The 24,363-nt window shown below is 50.8% G+C and carries 29 protein-coding genes; 7 read left to right on the top strand and 22 right to left on the bottom strand.

What is annotated here, in order from left to right:
• Positions 1–6 precede the first annotated feature (6 nt).
• Both D9741_RS08035 and D9741_RS08030 read left to right on the top strand, forming a co-directional pair.
• Positions 7–1,308: a TRAP transporter large permease gene (locus tag D9741_RS08035; protein ID WP_130216703.1), complete on the top strand. Its 1,302-nt coding sequence runs from the start codon at positions 7–9 to the stop codon at positions 1,306–1,308.
• Positions 1,309–1,360: 52 nt separating this feature from the next.
• Positions 1,361–2,332, top strand: coding sequence for a TRAP transporter substrate-binding protein (locus tag D9741_RS08030; RefSeq protein ID WP_130216705.1), 972 nt, complete (start codon positions 1,361–1,363; stop codon positions 2,330–2,332).
• A gap of 111 nt (positions 2,333–2,443) precedes the next feature.
• On the opposite strand, the gene rplI is transcribed toward D9741_RS08030, so the two are convergent.
• The 4 genes from rplI to rpsF are packed head-to-tail and all read right to left on the bottom strand — an operon-like array spanning position 2,444 to position 3,883.
• On the bottom strand, positions 2,444–2,893 hold the full coding sequence (gene rplI / locus D9741_RS08025; RefSeq protein ID WP_001196062.1) for a 50S ribosomal protein L9: 450 nt from the start codon (positions 2,891–2,893) through the stop codon (positions 2,444–2,446).
• 41 nt (positions 2,894–2,934) lie between these two features.
• Positions 2,935–3,162, bottom strand: a complete 228-nt coding sequence (gene rpsR / locus D9741_RS08020) for a 30S ribosomal protein S18 (RefSeq protein WP_000135199.1) — start codon at positions 3,160–3,162, stop codon at positions 2,935–2,937.
• Between the two features lie 4 nt (positions 3,163–3,166).
• Positions 3,167–3,481, bottom strand: a complete 315-nt coding sequence (priB, locus tag D9741_RS08015) for a primosomal replication protein N (protein ID WP_001296681.1) — start codon at positions 3,479–3,481, stop codon at positions 3,167–3,169.
• Between the two features lie 6 nt (positions 3,482–3,487).
• Positions 3,488–3,883: a 30S ribosomal protein S6 gene (gene rpsF / locus D9741_RS08010; RefSeq protein WP_001216676.1), complete on the bottom strand. Its 396-nt coding sequence runs from the start codon at positions 3,881–3,883 to the stop codon at positions 3,488–3,490.
• Between the two features lie 326 nt (positions 3,884–4,209).
• Here rpsF and yjfY point away from each other — a divergent pair, with 326 nt between their 5' ends.
• A complete protein-coding gene (gene yjfY, locus D9741_RS08005) occupies positions 4,210–4,485 on the top strand; it encodes a DUF1471 family protein YjfY (protein WP_000492914.1) in 276 nt (91 codons plus the stop codon).
• 129 nt (positions 4,486–4,614) lie between these two features.
• Here the strand turns inward: yjfY and ulaF are convergent, their stop codons facing one another.
• Genes ulaF through ulaA form a run of 6 tightly spaced genes read right to left on the bottom strand, consistent with a single transcriptional unit; the run spans position 4,615 to position 9,021 of the window.
• Complete coding sequence (gene ulaF / locus D9741_RS08000; protein WP_130216707.1) at positions 4,615–5,301, bottom strand: L-ribulose-5-phosphate 4-epimerase UlaF; 687 nt, start codon at positions 5,299–5,301, stop codon at positions 4,615–4,617.
• On the bottom strand, positions 5,301–6,155 hold the full coding sequence (gene ulaE / locus D9741_RS07995; RefSeq protein WP_000949498.1) for an L-ribulose-5-phosphate 3-epimerase UlaE: 855 nt from the start codon (positions 6,153–6,155) through the stop codon (positions 5,301–5,303). The genes ulaF and ulaE overlap by 1 nt, the downstream gene beginning before the upstream one ends.
• Before the next feature lie 9 nt (positions 6,156–6,164).
• Positions 6,165–6,815 carry a 3-keto-L-gulonate-6-phosphate decarboxylase UlaD gene (gene ulaD, locus D9741_RS07990; RefSeq protein ID WP_130216709.1) on the bottom strand — a complete coding sequence of 217 codons (651 nt, stop codon included), beginning with the start codon at positions 6,813–6,815 and terminating at the stop codon, positions 6,165–6,167.
• Positions 6,816–6,828: 13 nt separating this feature from the next.
• On the bottom strand, positions 6,829–7,293 hold the full coding sequence (gene ulaC, locus D9741_RS07985) for a PTS ascorbate transporter subunit IIA (RefSeq protein ID WP_000776505.1): 465 nt from the start codon (positions 7,291–7,293) through the stop codon (positions 6,829–6,831).
• Between the two features lie 9 nt (positions 7,294–7,302).
• Positions 7,303–7,608: a PTS ascorbate transporter subunit IIB gene (gene ulaB, locus D9741_RS07980; RefSeq protein ID WP_000218362.1), complete on the bottom strand. Its 306-nt coding sequence runs from the start codon at positions 7,606–7,608 to the stop codon at positions 7,303–7,305.
• Between the two features lie 15 nt (positions 7,609–7,623).
• Positions 7,624–9,021: a PTS ascorbate transporter subunit IIC gene (ulaA, locus tag D9741_RS07975; RefSeq protein ID WP_130216711.1), complete on the bottom strand. Its 1,398-nt coding sequence runs from the start codon at positions 9,019–9,021 to the stop codon at positions 7,624–7,626.
• A 353-nt stretch (positions 9,022–9,374) separates the two neighbouring features.
• Between ulaA and ulaG the strand changes: the two genes are divergently transcribed.
• Both ulaG and ulaR read left to right on the top strand, forming a co-directional pair.
• Positions 9,375–10,439, top strand: a complete 1,065-nt coding sequence (ulaG, locus tag D9741_RS07970) for an L-ascorbate 6-phosphate lactonase (protein WP_001295191.1) — start codon at positions 9,375–9,377, stop codon at positions 10,437–10,439.
• 107 nt (positions 10,440–10,546) lie between these two features.
• A complete protein-coding gene (gene ulaR, locus D9741_RS07965) occupies positions 10,547–11,302 on the top strand; it encodes an HTH-type transcriptional regulator UlaR (RefSeq protein ID WP_000133631.1) in 756 nt (251 codons plus the stop codon).
• On the opposite strand, the gene yjfP is transcribed toward ulaR, so the two are convergent.
• A complete protein-coding gene (gene yjfP / locus D9741_RS07960) occupies positions 11,299–12,048 on the bottom strand; it encodes an esterase (RefSeq protein ID WP_130216713.1) in 750 nt (249 codons plus the stop codon). The genes ulaR and yjfP overlap by 4 nt on opposite strands.
• 181 nt (positions 12,049–12,229) lie before the next feature.
• On the opposite strand from yjfP, the gene bsmA reads away from it, so the two are divergent.
• Both bsmA and yjfN read left to right on the top strand, forming a co-directional pair.
• Positions 12,230–12,559 carry a biofilm peroxide resistance protein BsmA gene (bsmA, locus tag D9741_RS07955; RefSeq protein WP_000254636.1) on the top strand — a complete coding sequence of 110 codons (330 nt, stop codon included), beginning with the start codon at positions 12,230–12,232 and terminating at the stop codon, positions 12,557–12,559.
• A gap of 148 nt (positions 12,560–12,707) precedes the next feature.
• Complete coding sequence (gene yjfN, locus D9741_RS07950; RefSeq protein WP_001517630.1) at positions 12,708–12,983, top strand: DUF1471 family protease activator YjfN; 276 nt, start codon at positions 12,708–12,710, stop codon at positions 12,981–12,983.
• Positions 12,984–13,099: 116 nt separating this feature from the next.
• Here the strand turns inward: yjfN and D9741_RS07945 are convergent, their stop codons facing one another.
• The 11 genes from D9741_RS07945 to purA form a co-directional block, all read right to left on the bottom strand.
• Entirely contained in the window at positions 13,100–14,725 is a 1,626-nt protein-coding gene (locus tag D9741_RS07945) for an isovaleryl-CoA dehydrogenase (protein WP_130216715.1), read from the bottom strand.
• An 83-nt stretch (positions 14,726–14,808) separates the two neighbouring features.
• Complete coding sequence (locus D9741_RS07940) at positions 14,809–15,972, bottom strand: glutathionylspermidine synthase family protein (protein ID WP_130216717.1); 1,164 nt, start codon at positions 15,970–15,972, stop codon at positions 14,809–14,811.
• Positions 15,973–15,974: 2 nt separating this feature from the next.
• The gene (locus tag D9741_RS07935) at positions 15,975–16,613 is read right to left on the bottom strand and encodes a DUF1190 domain-containing protein (RefSeq protein ID WP_130216719.1); all 639 of its coding nucleotides are present in this window, start codon (positions 16,611–16,613) and stop codon (positions 15,975–15,977) included.
• A gap of 9 nt (positions 16,614–16,622) precedes the next feature.
• Positions 16,623–17,021 (bottom strand): DUF350 domain-containing protein, encoded by a 399-nt coding sequence (locus D9741_RS07930; RefSeq protein ID WP_064525800.1) that lies wholly within the window; start codon positions 17,019–17,021, stop codon positions 16,623–16,625.
• Between the two features lie 17 nt (positions 17,022–17,038).
• Positions 17,039–17,698 carry a YjfK family protein gene (locus D9741_RS07925; protein ID WP_130216721.1) on the bottom strand — a complete coding sequence of 220 codons (660 nt, stop codon included), beginning with the start codon at positions 17,696–17,698 and terminating at the stop codon, positions 17,039–17,041.
• Between the two features lie 49 nt (positions 17,699–17,747).
• A complete protein-coding gene (locus D9741_RS07920; RefSeq protein WP_130216723.1) occupies positions 17,748–18,446 on the bottom strand; it encodes a PspA/IM30 family protein in 699 nt (232 codons plus the stop codon).
• 18 nt (positions 18,447–18,464) lie between these two features.
• Positions 18,465–18,866, bottom strand: a complete 402-nt coding sequence (locus D9741_RS07915) for a DUF2170 family protein (RefSeq protein ID WP_000220128.1) — start codon at positions 18,864–18,866, stop codon at positions 18,465–18,467.
• A gap of 126 nt (positions 18,867–18,992) precedes the next feature.
• The gene (gene rlmB / locus D9741_RS07910; protein ID WP_001293282.1) at positions 18,993–19,724 is read right to left on the bottom strand and encodes a 23S rRNA (guanosine(2251)-2'-O)-methyltransferase RlmB; all 732 of its coding nucleotides are present in this window, start codon (positions 19,722–19,724) and stop codon (positions 18,993–18,995) included.
• Positions 19,725–19,904: 180 nt separating this feature from the next.
• Positions 19,905–22,346, bottom strand: a complete 2,442-nt coding sequence (gene rnr / locus D9741_RS07905) for a ribonuclease R (protein ID WP_130216725.1) — start codon at positions 22,344–22,346, stop codon at positions 19,905–19,907.
• 38 nt (positions 22,347–22,384) lie between these two features.
• Positions 22,385–22,810 (bottom strand): nitric oxide-sensing transcriptional repressor NsrR, encoded by a 426-nt coding sequence (gene nsrR / locus D9741_RS07900; RefSeq protein WP_001177639.1) that lies wholly within the window; start codon positions 22,808–22,810, stop codon positions 22,385–22,387.
• A gap of 205 nt (positions 22,811–23,015) precedes the next feature.
• Entirely contained in the window at positions 23,016–24,314 is a 1,299-nt protein-coding gene (gene purA, locus D9741_RS07895) for an adenylosuccinate synthase (protein ID WP_000527955.1), read from the bottom strand.
• Positions 24,315–24,363: the final 49 nt, after the last annotated feature.

The following is a 24,363-nucleotide window of genomic DNA, read 5'->3' as shown; positions in this document are numbered from 1 at the left end:
GAAATTATGGATTACTGGTTACCTATTATTGTGTTATTTGGTGCCTTCTTTTTTATGTTGGCATTAGGTGTACCTATTGTTTATGCCATTGGTTTATCGACACTGGCATCAATTTCCACACAACTCGATTTCAACTCAGCATTGAGTGTGGTTTCCCAAAAGTTAGCCTCCGGGTTAGATAGTTTTACGTTGTTGGCAATCCCATTTTTTATCTTGTCTGGCAACATTATGAATCATGGAGGAATAGCACGAAGGCTAATTAACTTTGCGCGAATTCTTGGCGGTCGTCTGCCAGGCTCACTTGCTCACTGTAATATTCTTGCCAATATGCTGTTCGGGGCAATTTCTGGTTCAGCCGTTGCTTCGGCGGCGGCGATGGGCGGTGTCATGCATCCGCAACAGGTTAAAGAAGGCTACGACCCGGCATTCAGCACTGCGGTTAACGTTGCTTCTGCTCCTACTGGTTTACTTATTCCACCAAGCAATACGTTGATCGTCTATTCACTGGTCAGCGGCGGTACGTCTATTGCTGCACTGTTCCTGGCAGGGTATGTTCCGGGAATTTTACTGGGCCTGGCGCTGATGGTCGTCGCCGGTATTATCGCGGTACGTCGCGGTTATCCAAAACCAGAACGTCCGACTTTGCGCCAGGCTGGAGTGGCTATATGGATGGCGATCCCCAGCATTTTCCTGATTGTGTTAATTATGGGTGGCGTACTAAGCGGTATTTTTACCCCAACCGAAGCTTCGGCAATTGCGGTAATTTATACTCTTTTCCTCGCGCTGGTTCTCTATCGTGAAATATCAGTTAAGGATTTACCTAAAATATTTCTGGAATCAGTGATTACCACAGCAATTGTTTTGTTATTGATCGGCTCTTCAATGGGCATGTCATGGGCTATGTCCAACGCTGACGTACCCTTCCTGATCCTCGATTTGCTCAATACCATTTCTGATAATCCAATAGTAATCCTGCTTATTATCAATATTATCTTGTTGATCATTGGCACATTTATGGATATGACGCCAGCGGTACTGATTTTCACCCCGATATTTTTACCCGTCGTCACCGAGTTGGGCATGGACCCGATTCACTTTGGTATTGTCATGGTACTGAACATGTGTATCGGTATTTGTACTCCACCAGTAGGCAGTGTGCTGTTTGTTGGCTGTAGTGTATCTAAATTACCAATCAACAAAATTATCAAACCTATGCTGCCCTTCTATGCCGTGATGGTATTAGTGCTGGCAATGGTGACCTATATTCCGCAAATCAGTATGGCATTGCCAAGAGCACTGGGCTACTGATATGCATTCACTGGCGGCACCTGCCGCCATATTTATTAGAAAAGGAACATCTATGAAAATAAAAGTATCCGCTGGCATTATCGGTGCTGTTCTTATGTTATCCGCAAGCCAGTCCTGGGCAATGACATTAAAACTTAGCCATAATCAGGATAAGTCTCACCCTGTTCATAAAGCGATGGAGTTCTTTGCGAAAAAGAGCAAAGAGTACTCTAACGGTGATATTACTATTCGTATTTATCCAAATGGAACATTGGGTACTCAACGAGAAACAATGGAGCTGATTCGTTCTGGCGCAATTCCACTGGTAAAAACCAATGCGGCAGAAATGGAAGCATTTGAAAATTCTTATAAATTATTTAGCCTGCCTTATTTGTTCCGCGATCGTGATCATTATTATCAGGTCATGCAGGGCGATATCGGAAGGAAAATCCTCGACTCAACAAAAAACAAAGGTTATTTCGGTCTGACGTTCTATGATGGAGGCGCCCGCAGCTTCTACGGCAATAAACCGGTACTGAAACCAGACGATCTGAAAGGCATGAAAGTCCGTGTTCAGCCAAGTCCTGGCGCAGTTGAAATGATCAAAGTCATGGGCGGTAACCCGACGCCACTGGATTACGGCGAGCTGTATACAGCCTTACAGCAAGGTGTGGTTGATATGGCAGAAAACAGTGTGATGGCGCTGACCACCATGCGTCACGGTGAAGTGGCAAAATCCTTCAGCCTTGACGAACACACTATGGTTCCCGATGTGGTTCTGATGAGCAATGCTGCGTTTGATAAACTTAGCCCAGAAAATCAGTCAGTTATATTAAAAGCAGCGAAAGAATCAATGAGCTACATGAAAGACTTGTGGAGCGAGGAAGAGAAAAAAGAATTCGCTAAACTGGATAAAATGGGCGTGAAAGTCTATCAGGTTGATAAGGCACCGTTTATCGAGAAAGTGCAGCCGATGTACGCAGCCTTTGCTAAGGATAACCCTGCCCTTGCCCCAATGCTGGCTGACATTCAGGCGGCTAAGTAATTATCTTCATGGGGCTGCTTATTGTGGCCCTTATCGATATCTGCAAGTGCTCGCTACAAAAGCAAAACGCCGACACAAGGTCGGCGTTTTTACGTCTCGTTGAATAACGAATTATTCAGCTACTACGTTTACGATCACTTTCGCGAATACTTCGCTGTGAACCTGGAAGCTCACTTCGTGTTCGCCAGTGGTACGCAGAACGCCGTTCGGCAGACGAACTTCGCTCTTAGCCACTTCAACGCCAGCTGCAGTTACAGCGTCAGCGATGTCGCGAGTACCGATGGAACCGAACAGTTTACCTTCGTCGCCAGCTTTAGACGCGATGGTAACAGTTTCCAGTGCATTGATTTTCTCAGCGCGAGCATTAGCTGCTGCCAGAACTTCAGCCAGTTTAGCTTCCAGTTCAGCGCGACGTGCTTCGAAGAATTCAATGTTTTTCTTGGTAGCTGGAACAGCTTTACCCTGCGGTACCAGGAAGTTACGAGCATAGCCCGCTTTAACGTTTACCTGATCACCCAGGCTACCCAGGTTTGCTACTTTATCAAGCAGAATAACTTGCATTACCTTATCCTCTCAAAGTCGTATTAATGGACCGTGACCGATTACTGATGGCGATCAGTGTACGGCAGCAGGGACAGGTAGCGAGCGCGTTTGATAGCGCGAGCCAGCTGACGCTGGTATTTTGCACGGGTACCGGTGATACGGCTTGGGACAATCTTACCGCTTTCGGTGATGTAGTTTTTCAGCGTAGCGATATCTTTATAGTCGATCTCTTGAACGCCTTCCGCGGTGAAACGGCAGAACTTGCGACGACGGAAATAACGTGCCATATGGCTAGTCTCCAGAATCTATCAATTCAATCTGCTCGGCATGCAAAACCATTTTGCTCAGTCCGTTCTTTGCCTTGTGGCATGAAATGAACCCCTGAACGGTTATGCGACTGCCGACCGTTATACTGTGAGTAATGGCCTGGTTTTCGTGTCCGCTAACAATAACGGGCATTTGGCACCACGCCTGCCGGTGAAAACCGGCTTCCTCCTGCACAGAACGATGCTCAAGCACGAACTGGCAGTGAGGAATTCCTGATGGACTGACCTTTCGAAGGGGAGTCCTGCACACGGTGCCGGACAACACCAGACGGTTGGTCATCAGAAATTACTCTTCAGAATCCCCAGCTTCAGCATCATCTGCGGTTTCGTTTGCGAAATCATCGCGACGCTCACGGCGCTCGTCTTTCGCTTTAACCATCGGAGATGCTTCGGTAACAGCGTGCTTGGTACGCATAACCATGCTGCGGATAACGGCATCGTTGAAGCGGAAGGTAGTTTCCAGCTCATCGATCACTTCCTGCGGAGCTTCAACGTTCATCAGAACGTAGTGTGCTTTGTGCAGTTTGTTGATCGGGTAAGCCAGCTGACGGCGGCCCCAGTCTTCCAGACGGTGGATCTTGCCTTCTGCACCAGTGATGGCAGCAGTGTAGCGCTCGATCATGCCCGGAACCTGTTCGCTCTGGTCAGGATGGACCATAAAAACGATTTCGTAATGACGCATCGAATTGCTCCTTACGGATTATTCAGCCTCCTGTCTGGGTCAGCCGAATCCCGGGGAGGCAAGGAACGTGTTAAAGGTCGGCTGAAAAATGACGCGTTATAGTACTTGTATGCCCCGCTAAACTCAAGGCCAGCCGACAAATAAATCTCATCTTTCGCGCAAAAGAACTAACTCGCTGATTTGAAGTTCATCACATTCCGTCACAGTGTTTTTTCGAACAACTGCATCAGAAATGGTCACCATCAACTTCTTTATCATTGATTAAAATTAAATCAGAAGATCATCACAGAGGAGAGCACACAAAGTCAGCCGTCGAGGAGGAATCTATGTTCAGTCGTGTTTTAGCCCTTCTGGCTGTGCTTTTGCTAAGTGCAAATACATGGGCAGCCATTGAAATTAATAACCACCAGGCCAGAAATATGGACGACGTACAGAGCTTAGGCGTGATTTATATCAACCATAACTTCGCCACTGAAAGTGAAGCTCGCCAGGCACTGAATGAAGAGACAGATGCGCAAGGCGCAACGTACTACCACGTGATTCTGATGCGAGAACCGGGGAGTAACGGCAATATGCACGCCAGCGCGGATATTTATCGCTAGCACCAGGTATAACCAACGAAACATTGCCATAGTTTGCTTTGCCCCCTTCTCCGGGGGCATTTTTTTGAAAAACGGCTGCGGAATCAGACCAGTTATCTCCCGAAGAAGGAAATTTCCGCAGCGCGTGTTTTACTTCTGCCCGTAATAGGCGTTGGGACCGTGCTTACGCATGAAGTGTTTATTCATCAGGAAGCTATCGATGTGATTGAGTTGTGGGTTAATACTGCGCGCAATCCACGCCATTTTCGCCACTTCTTCCATCACCACCGCGTTATGCACCGCGTCGTGGGCATCTTTCCCCCAGGCGAACGGTCCGTGCTGATACACCACAATTCCCGGCGTATGCAGCGGCTCAGCGTTGCCCAGCGTTTCAATAATCACTTTGCCAGTGTTCTGTTCGTACTCGCCCTGCACCTCTTCTTCGCTTAATCCGCGCGTACACGGGATGTCGCCAAAGAAGTAGTCAGCGTGCGTGGTACCTAACGCCGGGATCGCCAGCCCCGCCTGCGCCCATGCGGTGGCATGAGTGGAGTGGGTATGGACAATGCCGCCAAGCGACGGATAACGACGGTAGAGTTCGAGATGCGTCGCAGTGTCGGAAGACGGACGATACGCCCCTTCCACCACCTTGCCGCTCATATCAACCACCACCATATCGGCTGCTTTCATGGTTTCGTAGGCGACGCCGCTGGGCTTGATCACCACCAGCCCGCGTTCGCGGTCAATGGCGCTGACGTTGCCCCAGGTAAAGGTCACCAGCCCGTAGCGCGGCAGATCCATATTGGCTTCAAACACCTGCTGTTTCAGCTTTTGCATTATGCCGCCTCCACCATGCCTGCTTTGGCCATGCGCGCTTTCACCCAATCGCGCGCTTTCGCCACTTCTGCCGCCGGGTCTTCCGCCGTTTCGCTCCACATCTCAATCAGGTACGGCCCGCAATAGCCACTTTGTTTGAGCGTTTCGAAGCAACGTTCGAAATCCACTACGCCTTCACCAAAAGGCACGTTTTTGAAGACGCCTGGTTTGGTGTCTTTCACATGCACCGCGACGATATGCCCGATTCCGGCCTGCAATTCCATCTGCACATCGTTGTCCCACGCCGACAGGTTGCCGATATCCGGGTAGAGCTGGAACCACGGGTTGTTGAGATAGTGCGCGTAGCCCAGCGCCTTGCTGATGGAGTTCATCAATGGGTAATCCATGATCTCCATTGCCAGCGTCACCTGCGCGCGGCTCGCCATCTCAACGCTCTCTTTCAGCCCGTCACGGAAACGACGACGCGTTTCGTTATTGGCTTCCTGATAGTAAACGTCATAGCCCGCCAGCTGGATCACGCGAATGCCAACGTCCTGGGCGAACTGGATAGCTTTGCGCATAATCTCCAGCCCCTGCGCCCGCACCGCGTCATCTTCGCTGCCCAGCGGGAAACGACGATGGGCCGAAAGGCACATGGACGGCACGCGCACGCCGGTTTCAACAATCGCATTCACCAGCGCCAGACGCTGCTCGCGGCTCCAGTCGAGGCGCGACAGACGATCGTCCGTTTCATCTACCGACATCTCGACAAAATCGAAGCCCAGCGTTTTTGCCAGTTGCAGCCGTTCCAGCCAGCACTCCCCGGCGGGGAGCGCTTTCTCATAGATGCCAAGCGGGATTTGTTTGGACAACATATCCGCTCCTTAGCCCCACAGTTCGGCGATGGAACGTTTGAACTGACGCGCGGCTTCCACTGGAGAAGCGGCATCACGGATGCTGCGACCCGCGATAAACACATGAATCGGAATACCTTTGAACAGCGGCAGATCTTCCAGCGCCAGGCCACCAGTGACGGTGACTTTAAAGCCCATATCGGAAAGACGTTTGATCGCGGTGATATCTGCTTCGCTCCACGCCACGCCTGCGGCCTGCGCGTCACGGCTGCGGTGATAAACCACCTGCTGAATGCCTGCGTCACGCCACTGTTGCGCCTGTTCCCAGGTCCAGTAACCGGTCAGTTCGATCTGCACGTCGCCGTTAAACTCTTTTGCTACGTCCAGCGCACCTTTGGCGGTGTTGATATCCGCACAGCAAATCACGGTCACCCAGTCAGCGTTGGCTTCGAAGCACATACGAGAAAGGATTTTGCCCGCATCGGCAATTTTGGCGTCTGCCAGCACGATTTTGTGCGGGTAGAGTGCTTTCAGGTCACGAACCGCACGCACGCCTTCACCCACGCACAGAATGGTGCCCACTTCGATAATGTCGACTTCTTCGGCAATCAGGCGAGTGGTTTCGTAGGCGCTATCCATAGTCTGGTTGTCCAGCGCGACTTGCAACATCGGTAATGACATCTTCAATTCCTTCTTAAGCTGCCGCGTTGGTGCGGTCAATGAGATCCAGTACTTCCTGCTCGGTACGGCAGGCACGTAAACGGTCGAAATTCTCTTCATCTTCAAACAGGTTGACGATCTGCATGATGCCCACTTCCTGGTGAGTGTTGGCATCGACGGCCGCCATGGTGATGAGGATATCCACCGGGTCGTTATCTTCGTGGTTGAACTCCAGCGGCTTTTTCAGCGTCACCAGCGCAAAACCGGTTTTCTTAACGCCCTCTTCCGGGCGACCGTGCGGCATTGCCAGACCTGGTGCGAGCACAAAATACGGGCCGTGCTGTTCAACCGCATCCAGAATCGCCTGGTAGTAACGCGGCTCGACAACATCCGCCGCCACCAGCAGGTCAACGCCGATTTTTACTGCGTCCTGCCATGTCTCAGCTTCAGCCTGCAGGCGGATGGATTTATTCTCCGCCAGCGAATCACGTAATTTCATGGTGCGTCCTTACTTCACATCCTGCGGGAAATGTTCTTTGATCACTTCCAGCAATTTCGGGCCAAAGTCGGCAGGAGAGAGCATGTTGCGCACGCCAACCACGTATTTGTTGCCGGTCACGGTGATTTCGCCCGCAATGTGCGTAGAAGCGATGATGATATCCGCGCCGCTCAACTCACTTTTATATTCGCCAACCGCGCAGCTATTTACCGTGTGGTCGATGTTCGACTGGGTTAAAAACTGGTCCACTTTCATCTTCATGATCATGGAACTGCCTTGTCCGTTGCCACACACAGCCAGAATACGTACGGTCATAATCAAAACTCCTTATTAAGCAGACTGTTCTGCCAGTTGTTTTTCTGCATCTTCTTCTGCGCGCAGCGCGCGGCCAGCGAAGAACATATAAGCCAGTGCAATTACAATGATGACGGCCATAAAGGCGATACCGATGGAGAAGAAGCCCTGCATCATCGGCGGTGCCAGAATCGACCAGTCCGCCATGCCCATCCAGGCACTCATACCGGTGAGTTTCACCGCCCAGACGCAGCCGAAGATTTCAATCATCCCCATCACCAGACAAATTTTGAGTGCCGCACGCCAGCCGCCGAAGTGGTTAGCGAATACGCCGATAGTGGCGTTGGAGAAGAACATCGGAATAAAGCCTGGAATAATCAGAATGGAAGAGCCGCAGGCGACCAGAATGCCAACCGCAATCAGCTGACCGATGGTGCCCCACATAAAGCCCCAGACCACGGCGTTCGGCGCGAAGCTATAGATAGCCGCACAGTCAATCGCCAGAACCGCACCCGGGATCAGGCGCTGGGAGATACCGTTAAACGCTTCAGAGAGTTCCGCCACAAACATGCGCACGCCCTGAGTGATGATGAAGATCGCCACCGCAAAAGAGAAACCGGTTTGCAGGATGTAGACCGTCCAGTTCACTTTGCCTGCCATCGCCTGCACGGTGTCGATACCGAAGGAGAGCAGAATGGCGCCAAAGAAGATGGTCATGACAATCGCCGTGGAGACGATGTTGTCGTGGAAAATGTTCAGCCAGCCAGGCAGTTTGAGGTCTTCAACGCTCTCCTCTTTTTTGCCCAGGAACGGCGCGACTTTATAAGCAATCCATGATGCAAACTGCTGCTGGTGACCGATGGAGAAACCACAGCCATCCGTCACTTCCTGAGTCGGCTTGTACATCATGTTGGAGGTAATGCCCCAGTAGAGCGAAACCAGAATCGCCGTGCAGATAATGGTGGTCCACATGGAGTAGCCAAAGATGAACAGCGTGACGGCAATCAGCCCCGCCTGCTGAAACATAATGTGGCCAGTCAGCATGATGGTGCGAATACCGGTAATACGACGCAGCAGCACGTAACAAATGTTCAGCGCCAGTGCCAGCAGCACCGCGTACCCTACCCAGCTATAGGCATCGCCCATGCGCTCGATAGTGGCCATCATCGAAGCGTAAGTATCTGAAATCGCACCGTTGATGCCATAAACTTCCGACATTTTCGCCACCACCGGTTTGAAGGTGCTGGTCAGGATGCCGGACCCGGCCTGCAACAGCATAAAACCGATAATCGTTTTGATGGTGCCTTTGATAATCACGCTGACGCTTTTACGCAGCAGGATGTAGCCCAGGCAGGTCACGATACCCAGTAACAGCGGGGCATTGGTCATTACCTGATTAAAAAAGACGGTAAAGATGTTGTAGAGGATATCCATAACGATCTCCTGAAGAAGAGGTAACCGGGTATTCCGCACACCCGGAATGTTGTGTATTCACTCTAATTTTCAAAAGTAATCACAACAAGATTATTTATGATTAAATGTGACGCGGCACGCAAATAATTCCACATGGATAGAGTGGGATTCATGCAACGAAACAATTACTCATTTAAATTCATTTAGTTAAATGAATTACACATTCCGTTAAATCTTTCCACACTCAAAATCCACAACAACTCCCCTGGCAAAAAGTCAAAAAATGGTCATTGCCTTCCTGAAAAAATAGTGTCAGGATTAATCAAAACCAATCAAATATTGATTCAAATTGAACATCATGAAGGTAAATGGCGATGAGTAAAGTGAAAAGTATCACCCGTGAATCCTGGATCCTGAGCACTTTCCCGGAGTGGGGTAGCTGGCTGAATGAAGAAATTGAACAAGAGCAGGTAGCTCCTGGTACATTCGCGATGTGGTGGCTCGGTTGTACTGGGATCTGGCTGAAATCGGAAGGTGGCACCAACGTTTGCGTTGATTTCTGGTGCGGTACAGGCAAACAAAGTCACGGTAACCCGCTGATGAAACAGGGTCACCAGATGCAGCGCATGGCTGGCGTGAAAAAACTGCAGCCAAACCTGCGTACCACCCCGTTTGTTCTTGATCCGTTTGCGATTCGCCAGATCGACGCGGTACTGGCAACTCACGATCACAACGATCATATCGACGTCAACGTCGCTGCTGCCGTGATGCAGAACTGTGCTGATGACGTACCGTTTATCGGACCGAAAACCTGCGTGGATTTATGGATTGGCTGGGGAGTACCGAAAGAGCGCTGCATCGTGGTCAAACCAGGCGATGTGGTAAAAGTGAAAGACATTGAAATTCATGCCCTTGACGCGTTCGACCGTACTGCACTGATCACCCTACCAGCGGATCAAAAAGCGGCTGGCGTACTGCCAGACGGCATGGACGATCGCGCAGTAAACTATCTGTTCAAAACACCGGGCGGTTCCCTGTATCACAGCGGCGATTCCCACTACTCTAACTACTATGCAAAACATGGCAACGAGCATCAGATCGACGTGGCGTTAGGATCGTACGGTGAGAATCCACGCGGTATTACCGACAAAATGACCAGCGCCGATATGCTGCGTATGGGTGAAGCCCTGAATGCGAAAGTGGTAATCCCGTTCCACCACGATATCTGGTCAAACTTCCAGGCCGATCCGCAGGAAATCCGCGTACTGTGGGAGATGAAAAAAGATCGTCTGAAGTATGGCTTTAAGCCGTTTATCTGGCAGGTCGGTGGCAAGTTTACCTGGCCGTTGGATAAAGATAACTTCGAGTATCACTATCCGCGTGGTTTTGACGATTGCTTCACCATTGAACCGGATCTGCCGTTCAAGTCATTCCTGTAATCTATCGTTTATACCGGATAGCGTGGATCTGTTCGCGCTATCCGGCGTAGTATTTCCTGGCTATTTCAAATATCATCTAAAAAAATCAAATTTTATCGGAATAGCTCATGACTGAAGCACAAAGACATCAAATCCTCCTGGAAATGCTCGCACAATTGGGCTTTGTGACCGTTGAGAAAGTCGTTGAGCGTCTGGGAATTTCGCCTGCCACTGCGCGACGCGATATCAATAAACTCGACGAAAGCGGCAAACTGAAGAAAGTGCGCAACGGCGCTGAAGCGATTACCCAGCAGCGCCCGCGATGGACGCCGATGAATCTGCATCAGGCGCAGAATCACGATGAAAAAGTACGTATCGCTAAAGCGGCCTCGCAGTTGGTTAATCCGGGCGAAAGCGTGGTCATCAACTGCGGCTCTACCGCATTTCTGCTCGGCCGGGAAATGTGTGGCAAACCGGTGCAAATCATCACTAATTATCTCCCGCTGGCAAACTATCTGATCGATCAGGAACATGACAGCGTGATCATCATGGGCGGGCAGTACAACAAAAGTCAGTCCATCACCTTAAGCCCACAGGGCAGCGAAAACAGTCTCTATGCCGGGCACTGGATGTTTACCAGCGGCAAAGGGCTGACCGCAGAAGGGTTATATAAAACCGATATGCTGACGGCGATGGCAGAGCAGAAGATGCTGAGTGTGGTGGGGAAACTGGTAGTGCTGGTCGATAGCAGTAAGATTGGTGAACGCGCGGGGATGCTCTTTAGCCGCGCCGATCAAATCGATATGCTGATCACCGGCAAAAATGCTAACCCAGAGATCCTGCAACAGCTGGAAGCGCAAGGGGTCAGCATTCTGCGTGTTTAAAGATGCTGGTGGAAAAATGTCACCGCAGCATCTAACGCCTCGGGTGTAATACGGTGGCGCACGCCAGGCTGCCATAAACAGGTTAACTGTTTATCTCGTCCCGTTTCTCTTAATGCCTGCTGCAAACGTAGTGATTCCTCGGCAGGCACAACATCATCGTCAAGGCCATGCCACAACAGCAGTGGCCTGCTTCCCAGTTCGTCCAGGTGGTTTGTCGCTTCCCACTCTGCCAGTGGAGCAATAATGTTATTAAATTCGTTTTGCTGTGCTGGCGTTTCAGGCTTCAACGGTGGAAACAGTGAACGGGCAAGCGATGTGAAATAGCCAGACCCCATCATGCTGGCGGTACATTTCACCGTGGGGTGGCGAGCGGTAATCCCCAACGCGGTCATTGCGCCCATCGACGCGCCACCAACCGCCAGGCGTTCATCACGCAGCCAGTTTTCTTCGGCTATTGCCGCACGTAAAGTAGTGAATTCCTGCATACTTTGTAGCAAGATTTGCCAGAATTGATTTAAACGCCTCGCTGCGTCGCCACTAAAACGGCTACCGTGATTGGGCGCATCCGGCATGATCACCCGGAAACCAGCCTGCGCCAGCGCGACGGCAAAATAGCTATAAACCAGGCTGGATGAAGTAAATCCGTGATAAAAAATCACACACGGTAATGGGGGTTCTTTTTGCCCTATGGGATAAGCGTGAAGAACGGGAATATCAGCCAGCACGCGTGATTCTAATTCAATCATCTTTTTCTCCTTTGAGTCTGGTATGACATGAAGAAATCCTTAGCACAAGTTTCTGCTGACCGTATTAGTTCATAATGTTGAGATGTGGATTACGCTTTCACAACGTTTTCATTCGAAAATCGCGTACCAGGTAACAATTCGGGAACATTCCCCTCAAGTTAAATAAATAAGGCACTACACTATGGTTAGCAGGAAACGTAATAGCGTTATTTATCGGTTTGCCAGTTTATTATTGGTGTTGATGCTAAGCGCCTGTAGCGCACTGCAAGGTACGCCACAGCCAGCACCGCCAGTAACGGACCATCCGCAAGAGATTCGCCGTGACCAGACACAAGGGTTACAGCGAATAGGTAGTGTAAGCACGATGGTACGGGGCTCTCCGGATGACGCATTAGCAGAAATCAGAGCGAAAGCTGTCGCTGCAAAAGCTGATTATTACGTTGTCGTAATGGTGGATGAAACCATCGTGACAGGACAGTGGTATTCACAAGCCATTTTGTACCGTAAATAAATCAGACAACTTACATAGTCAGCTTTACATTGCTTTGCGTCCCTATGCGTTTACCTGTGCACAATAAATTACCGGCGGGAAGCTCGGGCGTTTATTACCGCGATGGAATGCCCTGCCACATGTGGGGAAACGAAAAATGGAGCTGACGATGAAACAATTACTTGCCTCACCCTCGCTGCAATTAGTGACTTGCCCTGCGAGCGCCACGGCACAGTCTGCAGAATTCGCCAGTGCTGACTGCGTGACGGGCCTGAATGAAATAGGTCAGATCTCGGTTAGCAATATTTCAGGGGATCCGCAGGACGTGGAACGTATCGTGGCGTTAAAGGCCGATGAACAAGGTGCGTCATGGTACCGCATTATTACCATGTACGAAGACCAACAGCCCGATAACTGGCGTGTACAGGCGATACTGTATGCGTGAGTGTCATCTGCAGCGAATGAACAATGCCGGATACGGCGCGAGCGCCTTGTCCGGCCTACAATTTTCACATATTTCATTTAGTTAATCGAAACCAGCGTCGCATCCGTCGTATACGCTTACAAACACACTCCCCCCGTCGCCCGCAGCAATAAATCATTCTGGATCTGCTCTGACAACCGCACGCCACCGCGCGTATTTAACATCACCTGACACCACGCCTGCGCCATTGGCGGAGAAGCATATTTCAACATTTGCGCGCCGCAGCCCAGCAAAAATAATTGATGTGTTATCTCCCGTCCCAATTCTTCAGCCGGTTTGCGCAGTTGCTGTTGTAAGCGACGAACCGCGCGATCAAAATAACGATCTTGCCCTTTCACTTCCATAAACGCTTCCGACAGCAAATCGTAGACGCCCGCTTGCTTATTAAGAACGCGCAGCACATCGAGGCACATAATATTGCCAGAGCCTTCCCAGATGCTGTTCACTGGCATCTCCCGATAAAGTCGCGGTAGTTCGCTCTCTTCGCAATAGCCAATACCGCCCAGCACCTCCATCGCTTCAGCCACAAACGGAATGCCACGTTTGCAGATCACAAATTTCGCTGCTGGCGTAAATAAACGCGCCCACAGGGCTTCTTTGGCATCGGCACGCCGATCCCACGCCCGCGCCAAACGAAACAACAACGCTGTTTGCCCTTCAAGCTGAAGCGCCATGCGACTTAAGACATGGCGCATAAGGGGCTGTTCGATTAACGGATTACCAAATACATGGCGTTGATGAGCGTGATATATCGCCAGCGAGAACGCACGACGCATCATGGAGTGGCTACCCAGAGCACAATCAAAACGCGTCATCCCGCCCATTTTCAGGATCAGGCGAATCCCTTCCCCTTCCTGACCCAACAACCAGCCAATGGCATCCTGAAACTCCACTTCGCAACTGGCATTGGAACGATTACCCAACTTATCTTTCAGACGCTCCAGCCGAATCGCGTTGCGTTGTCCGTCAGGCAAAAATCGCGGCACAAAAAAGCAGGACAAACCGCCCGCGGTCTGCGCCAGCACCAGATGCGCGTCGCTTTGTGGCACCGAGAAAAACCATTTATGCCCCACCAGCCGATAAGAGCCATCTTCCAGACGCTCTGCACGGGTGGTGTTGCTCATGACATCGGAACCGCCCTGCTTTTCCGTCATTCCCATGCCAATCAACAAACCGCGTTTTTGCCCGCCAGGCAATAAGTGGGAATCGTAGCGATCGCTCAACAGCGGCGTGGTCCAGTCCTGAAACGGCGCGGGTAACATCTGTAACAGCAATGGCGTGGCGGCAAAGGTCATGGTTATCGGGCATAACGACCCGGCCTCGACCTGCGCGTGCAACATAAAACGCGCCGCCCGCGCCACAAATGCGCCAGAACGAGCATCTTCTTCCCAGGCCAGGTTGTGTACCCGATTGGTACATAACGCCTGCATCAGCAGGTGCCATGCGGGATGGAAACGGACATCGTCCAGACGTCGCCCCTGGGCATCGTAGCGCAACAGTTCAGGTGGGTTTACATTCGCCAGCCGCCCCAGTTCAAGGGATTCTGCCGTTCCGAGTTGCTGACCAATACTGGCGAGAAAATCGCTATCCCAACCAGCGCCTTCGCGCGTTACCGCTTCGCAGAGCGCGCCATCAGACAGGTATAAATTGCTGTTATTTAAGGGTATAGGTTGATTAAAAACAGTGTGAGTTTGCCAGTGCACTGTGTCTCCCTCCATCAATGGCAGTCACCATTAGTATGGTCACTGCCACGGATTCCTGACAGAAAGAGATTGCTAAAACATTCTTAACCCGCAATGTAGTGCGGAACAAAACGCGAAGTGTCTTTAGTGATCAGCGTGTTATCTTCACGAATCCCCATACCACACGCTTCATCATCGACAATCCAGCTACCAATCAGCGTGTAACTATCGCCAAATCGCGGTAGCGGTTGAAACGCCTGATAGATCATCGGTTCATCGGCGTAATCACCGTCAGCGTGGTCAACGACGTTATTCTGACCGTCGAAAATGGTGACGTTACCGCCCTCGCGTGAGTAGATCGGTTTACGCACATAGCTTTCGCCAGCGGCGATCTGCGGTTTTTCGCCCTCAAACCAGGACGCCAGAAGATTAGGATGACCAGGAAAGAAGCGCCAAAGCAGCGGCATTAGCCCTTTGTTACTCAAGATACTTTTCCATAACGGCTCCACCCACTGCTCACGACGCTTGCGCAGCAGCGGACCGTTATCGTCACGCATCATCCACTCCAGCGGGTACAGCTTAAATGCACGCTGGATGATATTATCATCAAGATCGGTCAGTACACCGCCGACGCCCAAACCGAGATCTTCAATGTAGATAAACCGCGACTCCTGTCCTGCCTGCTGAGCGCAGTCCTGCAAGTACAGCACGGTACTCCTGTCTTCGTCGGTGTCCTGACAGCAGCAAAAATAAAACGGCTCCCGGCTATAAAGCTCGCTAAAGCGTGAAATCAGGCGCTCCTGAATGGCATTGTACTGATCGGCGTCACGTGGAATAACGCCGCTGCGCCGGGCATCCTCCAGCCACAGCCACTGGAAATAAGCCGACTCATACAACGAGGTCGGCGTATCAGCGTTGTATTCCAGCAGCTTCACCGGCGCATTGCCACACCAGGCAAAATCCATCCGCCCATACAGCGAAGGATCGCGGGAGCGCCAGCTTTCAGCGATCACATCCCAGTACAACGGCGGGATCGCCAATTGCGTCAGGATCTCTTCATCTTTAACCGCGCGATCCACCACCTCAAGGCACATCTGATGCAGTTCCGCAGTCGGTTTTTCGATCTGCTCTTCAATCTGGCGCAGAGTAAAACGGTAAGCCCGACTCTCATCCCAATAGATTTCATTGTCGATGATATGAAAGTCAAATCCGTTATCGGCGGCAATCCGGTCCAGATCCCGCCGCACAGGAACGTTGTGTCTCAGCATGATTAGCCTCCCCAATGCCCACGGGCGCTGGAAGAACGACCATAGCCGCCGCGCGAAACGGTAGACGCTTTTTTGGTGGTAAAGCCGCCCGTGGAATAAGACTCTTTTTTGCCAGAACCGGAGCGCCAGGAGTAATCACCGGAAGTGTTGCGCCAGACGGGGCGGGAAGCAAATGAGGATCCACCGCTGTTATAAACAAACTGCTCATCGCGATCTTTACGAATAACCCGGCTTAACAAAAATCCAGATATTACCGGGATCCAACTCTGTTCAACATTGTCGTAGTAGCAATTTTCGTACTTAGACTGACAATTCTGCTGAGTCATATTCTTCGGAACATCGGCATAAAATGCCGCTTTGGCGTTATTCCAGCCACGCGCGCAAATGTCTGCATTATTACCGTCATCAATACAATCCTGCACTGTCGAATAAAACGTTCCGTCACCGTCGTTATCGACATCGCTACTTTCACTCCATCCTTTGATCACTAAAAAAACTGCGCCGCCCATAATCGCCAGGGTCAGATATTTTTGTGCGTAGCGATTGCGACGCGGCTCAAAAGGATTATTGGGTCTACCAATGCGACTGATCGCTCCGTGACCAATTTTACTGTTATTTCTTGATTTGCGTTTTCTGGCCATGATCGTCCATTACCATGTCATACAAGCTGCGTTAAAAATACCGCCAGCCAGCGCGGCGGTTCCCATAAACATTCCTGCCGCAGTGTTGTGATTAATAATTTTATCGCTTAATGCCGGCATATAAAGTCTGACGCCAGCAAAAACGAGTAACTGAATCACCAGTGCGATTCCGCCCCAGGCAAAATAATCTGGAATACTCACTGCATTGATTGCCGCACTGGATAACGGGATCACGTAGCCCAACAATGTACCGCTGAACGCCAGCGACGCCGCAGTGTTATTATTCTTGATCAACTGCCATTCATTATGCGGAGTAATTTTGGAATAGATAAAAAGAAAAACAATTACCATCGCCACGCCGATAAAAAAATAGGCGCTAAAAGCAAGGAGTGAATCCAGTATATGCATTATAAACGTCCCTGTAATTAACCAATAATATGAAGTGATGTCAGTGGGATATCGACACCCAGAGCGCGCGAAAATAGCCACTCCGGCTCGCCGAGATCGTTAAAAGATTCCTCACCATTTAAAAGCAAATATTCGTAAGTATCTTCGGTCACTTGCCGTTGGTAGCCCATGGTAAAATTATGCACTTCCCATTTGGCATGGTTTTGATTTTCTACTTTTTCCAGCATGTAGACGGGTTCAATATTTCCCGGTTCTTCGCTGTTAAAAAATCTCTGCCAGCATTTTTCCTGCCAGTTTAAGGTCACCGCCCCCATCGCTTTGGCGTTGATCGCCTCGCGCCAGTAACTCTCTTTGCTGATGCCGTAGCTCTCTTCGTAGACAAAGAGCTTGATATCATCAATGTCATCAATATCTTCGCCGCCAGTAGTATTGATTTGCAGAAATTCATCGCCCGAAGTGTAGTAGCGGAAAATCTGGCTACCGCCCCCCAGATCGATGTGGCTGACGGCGGCTACCGTAAATTCCTCACCCGGCAGCGCAATCAGCAATTCATCTTCCAGCAAACGAAACGCTAACGAGTCGAGCGTAAAGCCACTATTGAGATGAAGTCCCAGCGGACCGCGAACGATAACAGGCTTATCATCCTGACCAAACAGACGCTGGAAAAAACCAGACATATTTTATCCTTAAAATAGTTGCCAGCCTTTTAGTGAGGCTGGCAAAAAATTACTCGCCCTGTTGGCGTTGCAGTCTCGCCAGTACATCCTGGGCGCTACTTTTATTGGTGCCGCCAATTCCGGCTTCCGCCAGCTTTTCGTCAAGGTCGCGACCGTCTGCGACTTTCTCCAGCTGTGCGGCAGCATCCAGTCGAGCCTGACGTTCAGCCTGACGCGTTTGCAGGCGTTTTAATGACTCTGCCGCTGTCGAAACGCTGGAAGATGCGCCGACTGTAGATGTCGTCACAGCCTGCTGCGCACGTTGCATAGCTTCAGTGGCCTTAACGACTTCCATTTGTTGTTCAAACTGGGAAATACGCTGTGCCGTTGCCGTAACGGCTTTTTCCACACCATCGCGGGAGACTTCCAGATTCGACAACACCTGTTCTTCAGCGGTAATAAGATTCTCAAGGCGCGCAATTTCTTCGGCGACTTCGTTAATTAACGATGGGTTAACGTTCTTACTTAATGCTTCCAGCGCACGGGCTTCCAGACTGGTTTTACGCTCGCGTAAATCTTTCAGCTTATCGTTACTTAATTTCACCCGCGCCAGCAGATCGACGCGAGATTTTCCGGCTTTATCCAGTTCAGCTTTGGCGTCCCGAATATGTTGTTCCAGCATGCGCACACCCTGGGTTTCTTCAATGGATTCTTCCGCCTGGGAGATAAACGATTTCCCCAGCGTAAATAAACTTTTTAAAATTCCCATAAATACCCGTCCTTGTAATTAGTGTGAATATTCTTCTGTAATTTCAGCCAGATCCAATGCGTTATCTACCAGCGAGGTTATCTCAAGCAGGATATCTTCAAGAGAAGATTTAAGCGATAACGCCCCGAAAACAATGTAATACTCTTCCTGTTGCACGCTGGAGATTCCTACCGATGACAACGGCATCATCTTCTGATTTCTTAATAAGAAGGTATTAAATTCATCTGGATTGCTGATACTACTTACCGGACAAATAAAGGTTTCGATAATCATTTGGCGGGAAGTAAAAAGAATATTGATTTGCAAATCGCCATAATCATTCATTTTAATAATTAATGCGTTCTCGCTATTTGTTACATCAATATTTTGTTCAGGTACAGTTTGCAGCGCCGTCGCCAGCGCCAACGGATTCCATGTCATATATTATTCCATATAGATTAAGTTTAAATATTAATAAAATGAATATTTGCAATACGTAATTATCTTACCAGCTATAGACAAAAAAAAACCATCCAAATCTGGATGGCTTTTCATAATTCAGAGGAACTAGCTGCGCTGGCGAACCGCTTCAAATAAGCAAATTCCGGTCGCAACCGAAACGTTCAGCGAAGAAACACTTCCTGCCATTGGGATGCTGATCAACTCATCGCAATGTTCACGGGTCAGGCGACGCATGCCTTCACCTTCAGCGCCCATCACCAGCGCCAGGCGCCCGGTCATTTTGCTCTGATAGAGCGTGTGATCCGCCTCACCTGCCGTACCGACGATCCAGATGTTCTCTTCCTGTAACATACGCATGGTGCGCGCAAGGTTAGTCACCCGAATCAGCGGAACGCTTTCTGCCGCGCCACAGGCTACTTTTTTCGCCGTGGCGTTGAGCTGTGCGGAGCGATCTTTCGGCACAATCACCGCATGAACGCCAGCGGCGTCCGCGCTACGCAGGCACGCGCCGAGGTTGTGCGGATCGGTTACACCGTCGAGGATCAGCAGGAATGGTTGATCGAGCGAAGCGATCAGATCCGGCAGATCGTTTTCCTGATACTGCCGTCCTGGTTTCACACGGGCGATAATGCCCTGATGCACGGCACCGTCGCTTTTCTCATCGAGATATTGGCGGTTTGCCAGCTGGATAACCACGCCCTGGGACTCAAGGGCGTGAATCAGCGGTAACAGACGTTTATCTTCACGGCCTTTTAAAATAAAGACTTCCTGAAAACGTTCAGGGGCGCGCTCCAGCAGGGCCTGCACTGCGTGGATGCCGTAAATCATTTCGCTCATTAATGTACTCGTTGTTTACGTTTTGCCTGATGCACTACGTTTATCCGGCCTACATGATCCCTGCAATATATTGAATTTGCGTGATTATGTAGGCCGGATAAGGCGTTCACGCCGCATCCGGCATGAACAAAGCGCATTTTGTCAGCAATCTAACCCTCTTCTGTTTGAAGAGGGTAATGATCACTCTGCCACTTTTTTCTTCGCCGCACGCTTCGCTTTGGTCGCTGCGGCTATTTTCTGCGTTTTCGCCGATGGCTTTTTCGCTTTTCTCGCGTCTTTCTTCGCCGCTTTCGGCTTCGGTTTTTTCTCGCCGCGGAAGGCACTGTCTGGCTCAAAGTTTACCTTTTTACCGACCTGACGACGCTTGCCGCCTTTTTTGCCTGCATCGCCTTTTTTCGCTTTCTCGCGCGCCGTTTTACCGACGTTGCGCGGAGCGCGTTCGCTGGAGATCAGGCTAAAGTCGATTTTGCGCTCGTCCATATTAACCGCTTCGACGCGAACTTCCACGCGATCGCCCAGGCGATAAGTCTGGCCGCTGGATTCACCCATCAGGCGTTGCCCTACCTGGTCAAAGCGATAGTAGTCATTGTCCAGCGAAGAGACATGGACCAGACCATCAATGAACAGGTCGTCGAGTCGAACAAAGAAGCCAAAGCCGGTGACGCTGGCAATAACGCCTTTAAAGACGTTGCCCACCTGGTCGAGCATGAAATCACACTTCAGCCAGTCAGCCACATCGCGCGTTGCTTCGTCGGCACGACGTTCCGCCATGGAACAGTGCTGACCCAGTTGCAGCATCTCTTCCATCGAATAATGGTAGCCGCCGGTTTCAGTGGTGTTGCCCTGATGCCCCTGCTCTTTCGCCAGCAGATACTTAATGGCGCGATGCAGCGTCAGGTCAGGATAACGACGAATCGGCGAAGTAAAGTGCGCATAGGACTGCAATGCCAGACCGAAGTGACCACGGTTTTCTGGATCGTAAATCGCCTGTTTCATCGAGCGCAGCAGCATGGTTTGCAGCATTTCTGCATCAGGACGATCAGCAACCGACTCCAGCAGCTCCGCGTAGTCACGCGGTTCCGGCTTGTTACCGCCCGGCAGTTCCAGCCCCAGCTCCGCCAGCACTGAACGGAAAGAAGTTATCGCTTCGGTGCTCGGCTTATCGTGAATACGGAACAATGCCGGTTCTTTGGCTTTCTCAACGAAACGCGCCGCCGAGATATTCGCCAGAATCATACACTCTTCAATTAACTTGTGTGCGTCGTTACGTTGGGTCTGTTCGATACGCTCAATACGGCGTTCAGCGTTGAAAATGAACTTCGCTTCTTCACTCTCAAATGAGATCCCACCGCGTTCTTCACGGGCTTTATCCAGCACTTTATAGAGGTTATGCAACTCTTCGAGATGCTTAACCAGCGGCGCGTACTGCTCGCGCAGATCCTGATCGCCCTGCAGAATATGCCAGACTTTGGTGTAGGTCAGACGCGCGTGAGAGCTCATCACCGCTTCATAGAATTTGTAGCCAGTCAGGCGGCCTTTCGACGAAATGGTCATCTCGCACACCATACACAGGCGGTCTACCTGCGGGTTAAGCGAGCACAGGCCGTTAGAGAGCACTTCCGGCAGCATCGGGATAACCTGTGACGGGAAGTAGACCGAAGTACCACGGTTACGCGCTTCGCTGTCCAGCGGTGTTGGCGGACGCACATAGTAACTGACGTCGGCAATTGCGACCCACAAACGCCAACCGCCGCCGCGTTTTTTCTCGCAGTAAACCGCATCGTCAAAGTCACGGGCGTCTTCGCCATCAATGGTGACCAGCGGTAAATCGCGCAGATCAACACGGCCAGCTTTTGCTTCTTCCGGCACTTCTTCTTTCAGCCCGGCAACCTGTTGCTCAACAGCCTGCGGCCAGATGTACGGAATTTCATGAGTACGCAGAGCGATATCAACCGCCATGCCGGTACCCATATTATCGCCAAGGACTTCGACGATTTTACCCACCGCTTTGGTACGACGAGTCGGGCGTTGGGTCAGTTCAACAACCACCACAAAGCCCATCCGCGCGCCCATGATCTGATCGGGCGGGATTAAGATATCGAAGCTCAGACGGCTGTCGTCAGGAACCACAAAGCCCACGCCCGCTTCGGTAAAGTAGCGACCAACAATCTGGCTGGTTTTTGGCACCAGTACGCGAACAATACGCGCTTCACGACGACCTTTACGGTCAGCGCCCAGCGGCTGCGCCAGCACCTGATCGCCATGAATGCAGGTTTTCATCTGCTCACTGGAGAGATACAAATCATCTTTACGTCCTTCAACCCGCAGAAAGCCGTAGCCATCACGGTGGCCAATAACGGTACCTTTCACCAGGTCGAGGCGTTCCGGCAGCGCATAGCACTGACGGCGAGTGAAGACCAGTTGACCATCGCGCTCCATCGCGCGCAGGCGGCGACGCAGGCCTTCAAGCTGCTCTTCGCCTTCAATGTGCAGTTCTACCGCCAGCTCATCACGGCTGGCCGGTTTTTCTCGTTTGGTTAAATGTTCGAGGATAAATTCCCGACTAGGGATGGGATTCGCGTATTTTTCAGCTTCGCGTTCCTGGAAAGGATCTTGTGACATCTCGGTTCCTCCGTTGTCATCTCTGATGAAGATTTTCGTCACTCCACCAGCAATAATTTATAAAGCGGTTGATTCTCTTCAACCAAATCGGCAAGCGTGTAGTTATCCAGTTCCGTAAGAAAACTTTGCACGGCCTTAGAAAGTGCCTGTTTCAACCGACAGGCAGGTGTAATGTGGCAAAACTCACTACTGCAATTCACCAGCGATAAAGGTTCCAGCTCGCGCACCACATCACCAATACGTATCGCACTCGCCGGTTTACCCAGGCGAATGCCGCCATTTTTTCCACGAACAGCAGTCACGTAGCCGGCACGACTAAGTTGATTGATTATTTTGACCATATGATTACGGGAGACGCCGTAGACGTCAGTCACTTCAGAAATACTGGTCATCCGCCCTTCTGGCAATGATGCCATGTAGATCAGCGCGCGTAATCCGTAATCAGTGAAACTCGTTAACTGCACATCAACCTCAAAAAAGGGAAATCGGGAAAAAATACATTTATATTGATGATAAACCAGCCACAAGCTGTGTCGCTAATTTATTTCAGTTTGGGGAAGGAAAAAAGCGAGGATTTAACACTGTGTCGGATAGCGAGTGGCTTATCCGACGCAGCAATGTATCACACTGTTAGCCCAGCAGGCAAAATATCTGCCGGGCGTCCCAGAATTACGCGTCGAACGGGTCGCGCAGAATCATGGTTTCAGTACGATCCGGGCCGGTAGAGATGATATCGATCGGTACACCGGTCAGCTCTTCAATGCGCTTGATGTAGTTCAGCGCCGCCTGCGGCAGGCCGCTACGATCTTTCACGCCGAAGGTGGATTCAGACCAGCCCGGCATGGTTTCGTAAATCGGCTCTACACCTTTCCAGTCGTCAGCTGCCAGCGGAGTGGTCGTCACTTCACGACCATCCGGCATACGGTAAGCCACGCAGAGTTTAACCTCTTTCAGGCCATCCAGAACGTCCAGTTTAGTCAGGCAGAAGCCAGACAGGGAGTTCAACTGTACCGCACGACGAACGGCAACGGTGTCCAGCCAGCCGGTACGACGACGACGACCCGTAGTTGCGCCGAATTCGTTACCCTGCTTGCAGAGGAACTCGCCAGTTTCATCAAACAGTTCGGTCGGGAACGGACCTGCACCTACACGAGTGGAGTAAGCTTTGAGGATACCCAGAACGTAATCAACATAACGCGGGCCCAGGCCGGAACCGGTCGCCACGCCACCAGCAGTGGTGTTGGAAGAAGTTACGTACGGATAAGTACCGTGGTCGATATCCAGCAGCGTACCCTGCGCACCTTCGAACATGACGAAATCGCCACGCTGACGCGCCTGGTCGAGCAGGTCAGAAACGTCAACCACCATAGAAGTCAGGATGTCGGCAACAGCCATCGTATCATCCAGAACTTTCTGGTAATCAACCGCTTCAGCTTTGTAGTAGTTAACCAACTGGAAGTTGTGATATTCCATCACTTCTTTCAGTTTTTCAGCGAAGGTTTCTTTGTCGAAAAGGTCGCCAACACGCAGACCGCGACGTGCCACTTTATCTTCATAAGCAGGCCCGATACCACGACCGGTGGTGCCGATCGCTTTCGCGCCACGCGCTTTCTCACGCGCGTTATCCAGCGCAACGTGATAATCAAGAATCAGCGGACATGCTTCAGACAGTAGCAGACGCTCACGAACGGGGATGCCACGGTCTTCCAGTTCTTTCATCTCTTTCATCAGCGCGGCCGGAGACAGCACAACACCGTTACCGATGATGCTGGTTACATTCTCGCGGAGAATACCTGATGGAATAAGATGGAGAACGGTTTTTTCACCGTTGATTACGAGAGTATGGCCTGCGTTGTGACCGCCCTGGTAGCGTACAACATATTTAGCCCGTTCAGTCAGAAGATCGACGATCTTACCTTTACCTTCGTCACCCCATTGGGTGCCCAGTACGACGACGTTGTTACCCATTTTTCAAAATCACCGTTTGCTTAAAAATGGATTCTACCATCGCTTTTTC

The organism is Escherichia sp. E14V7 (assembly GCF_004212225.1).
Lineage (GTDB): Bacteria > Pseudomonadota > Gammaproteobacteria > Enterobacterales > Enterobacteriaceae > Escherichia.
This window is presented reverse-complemented; position numbering and strand designations above follow the sequence as displayed.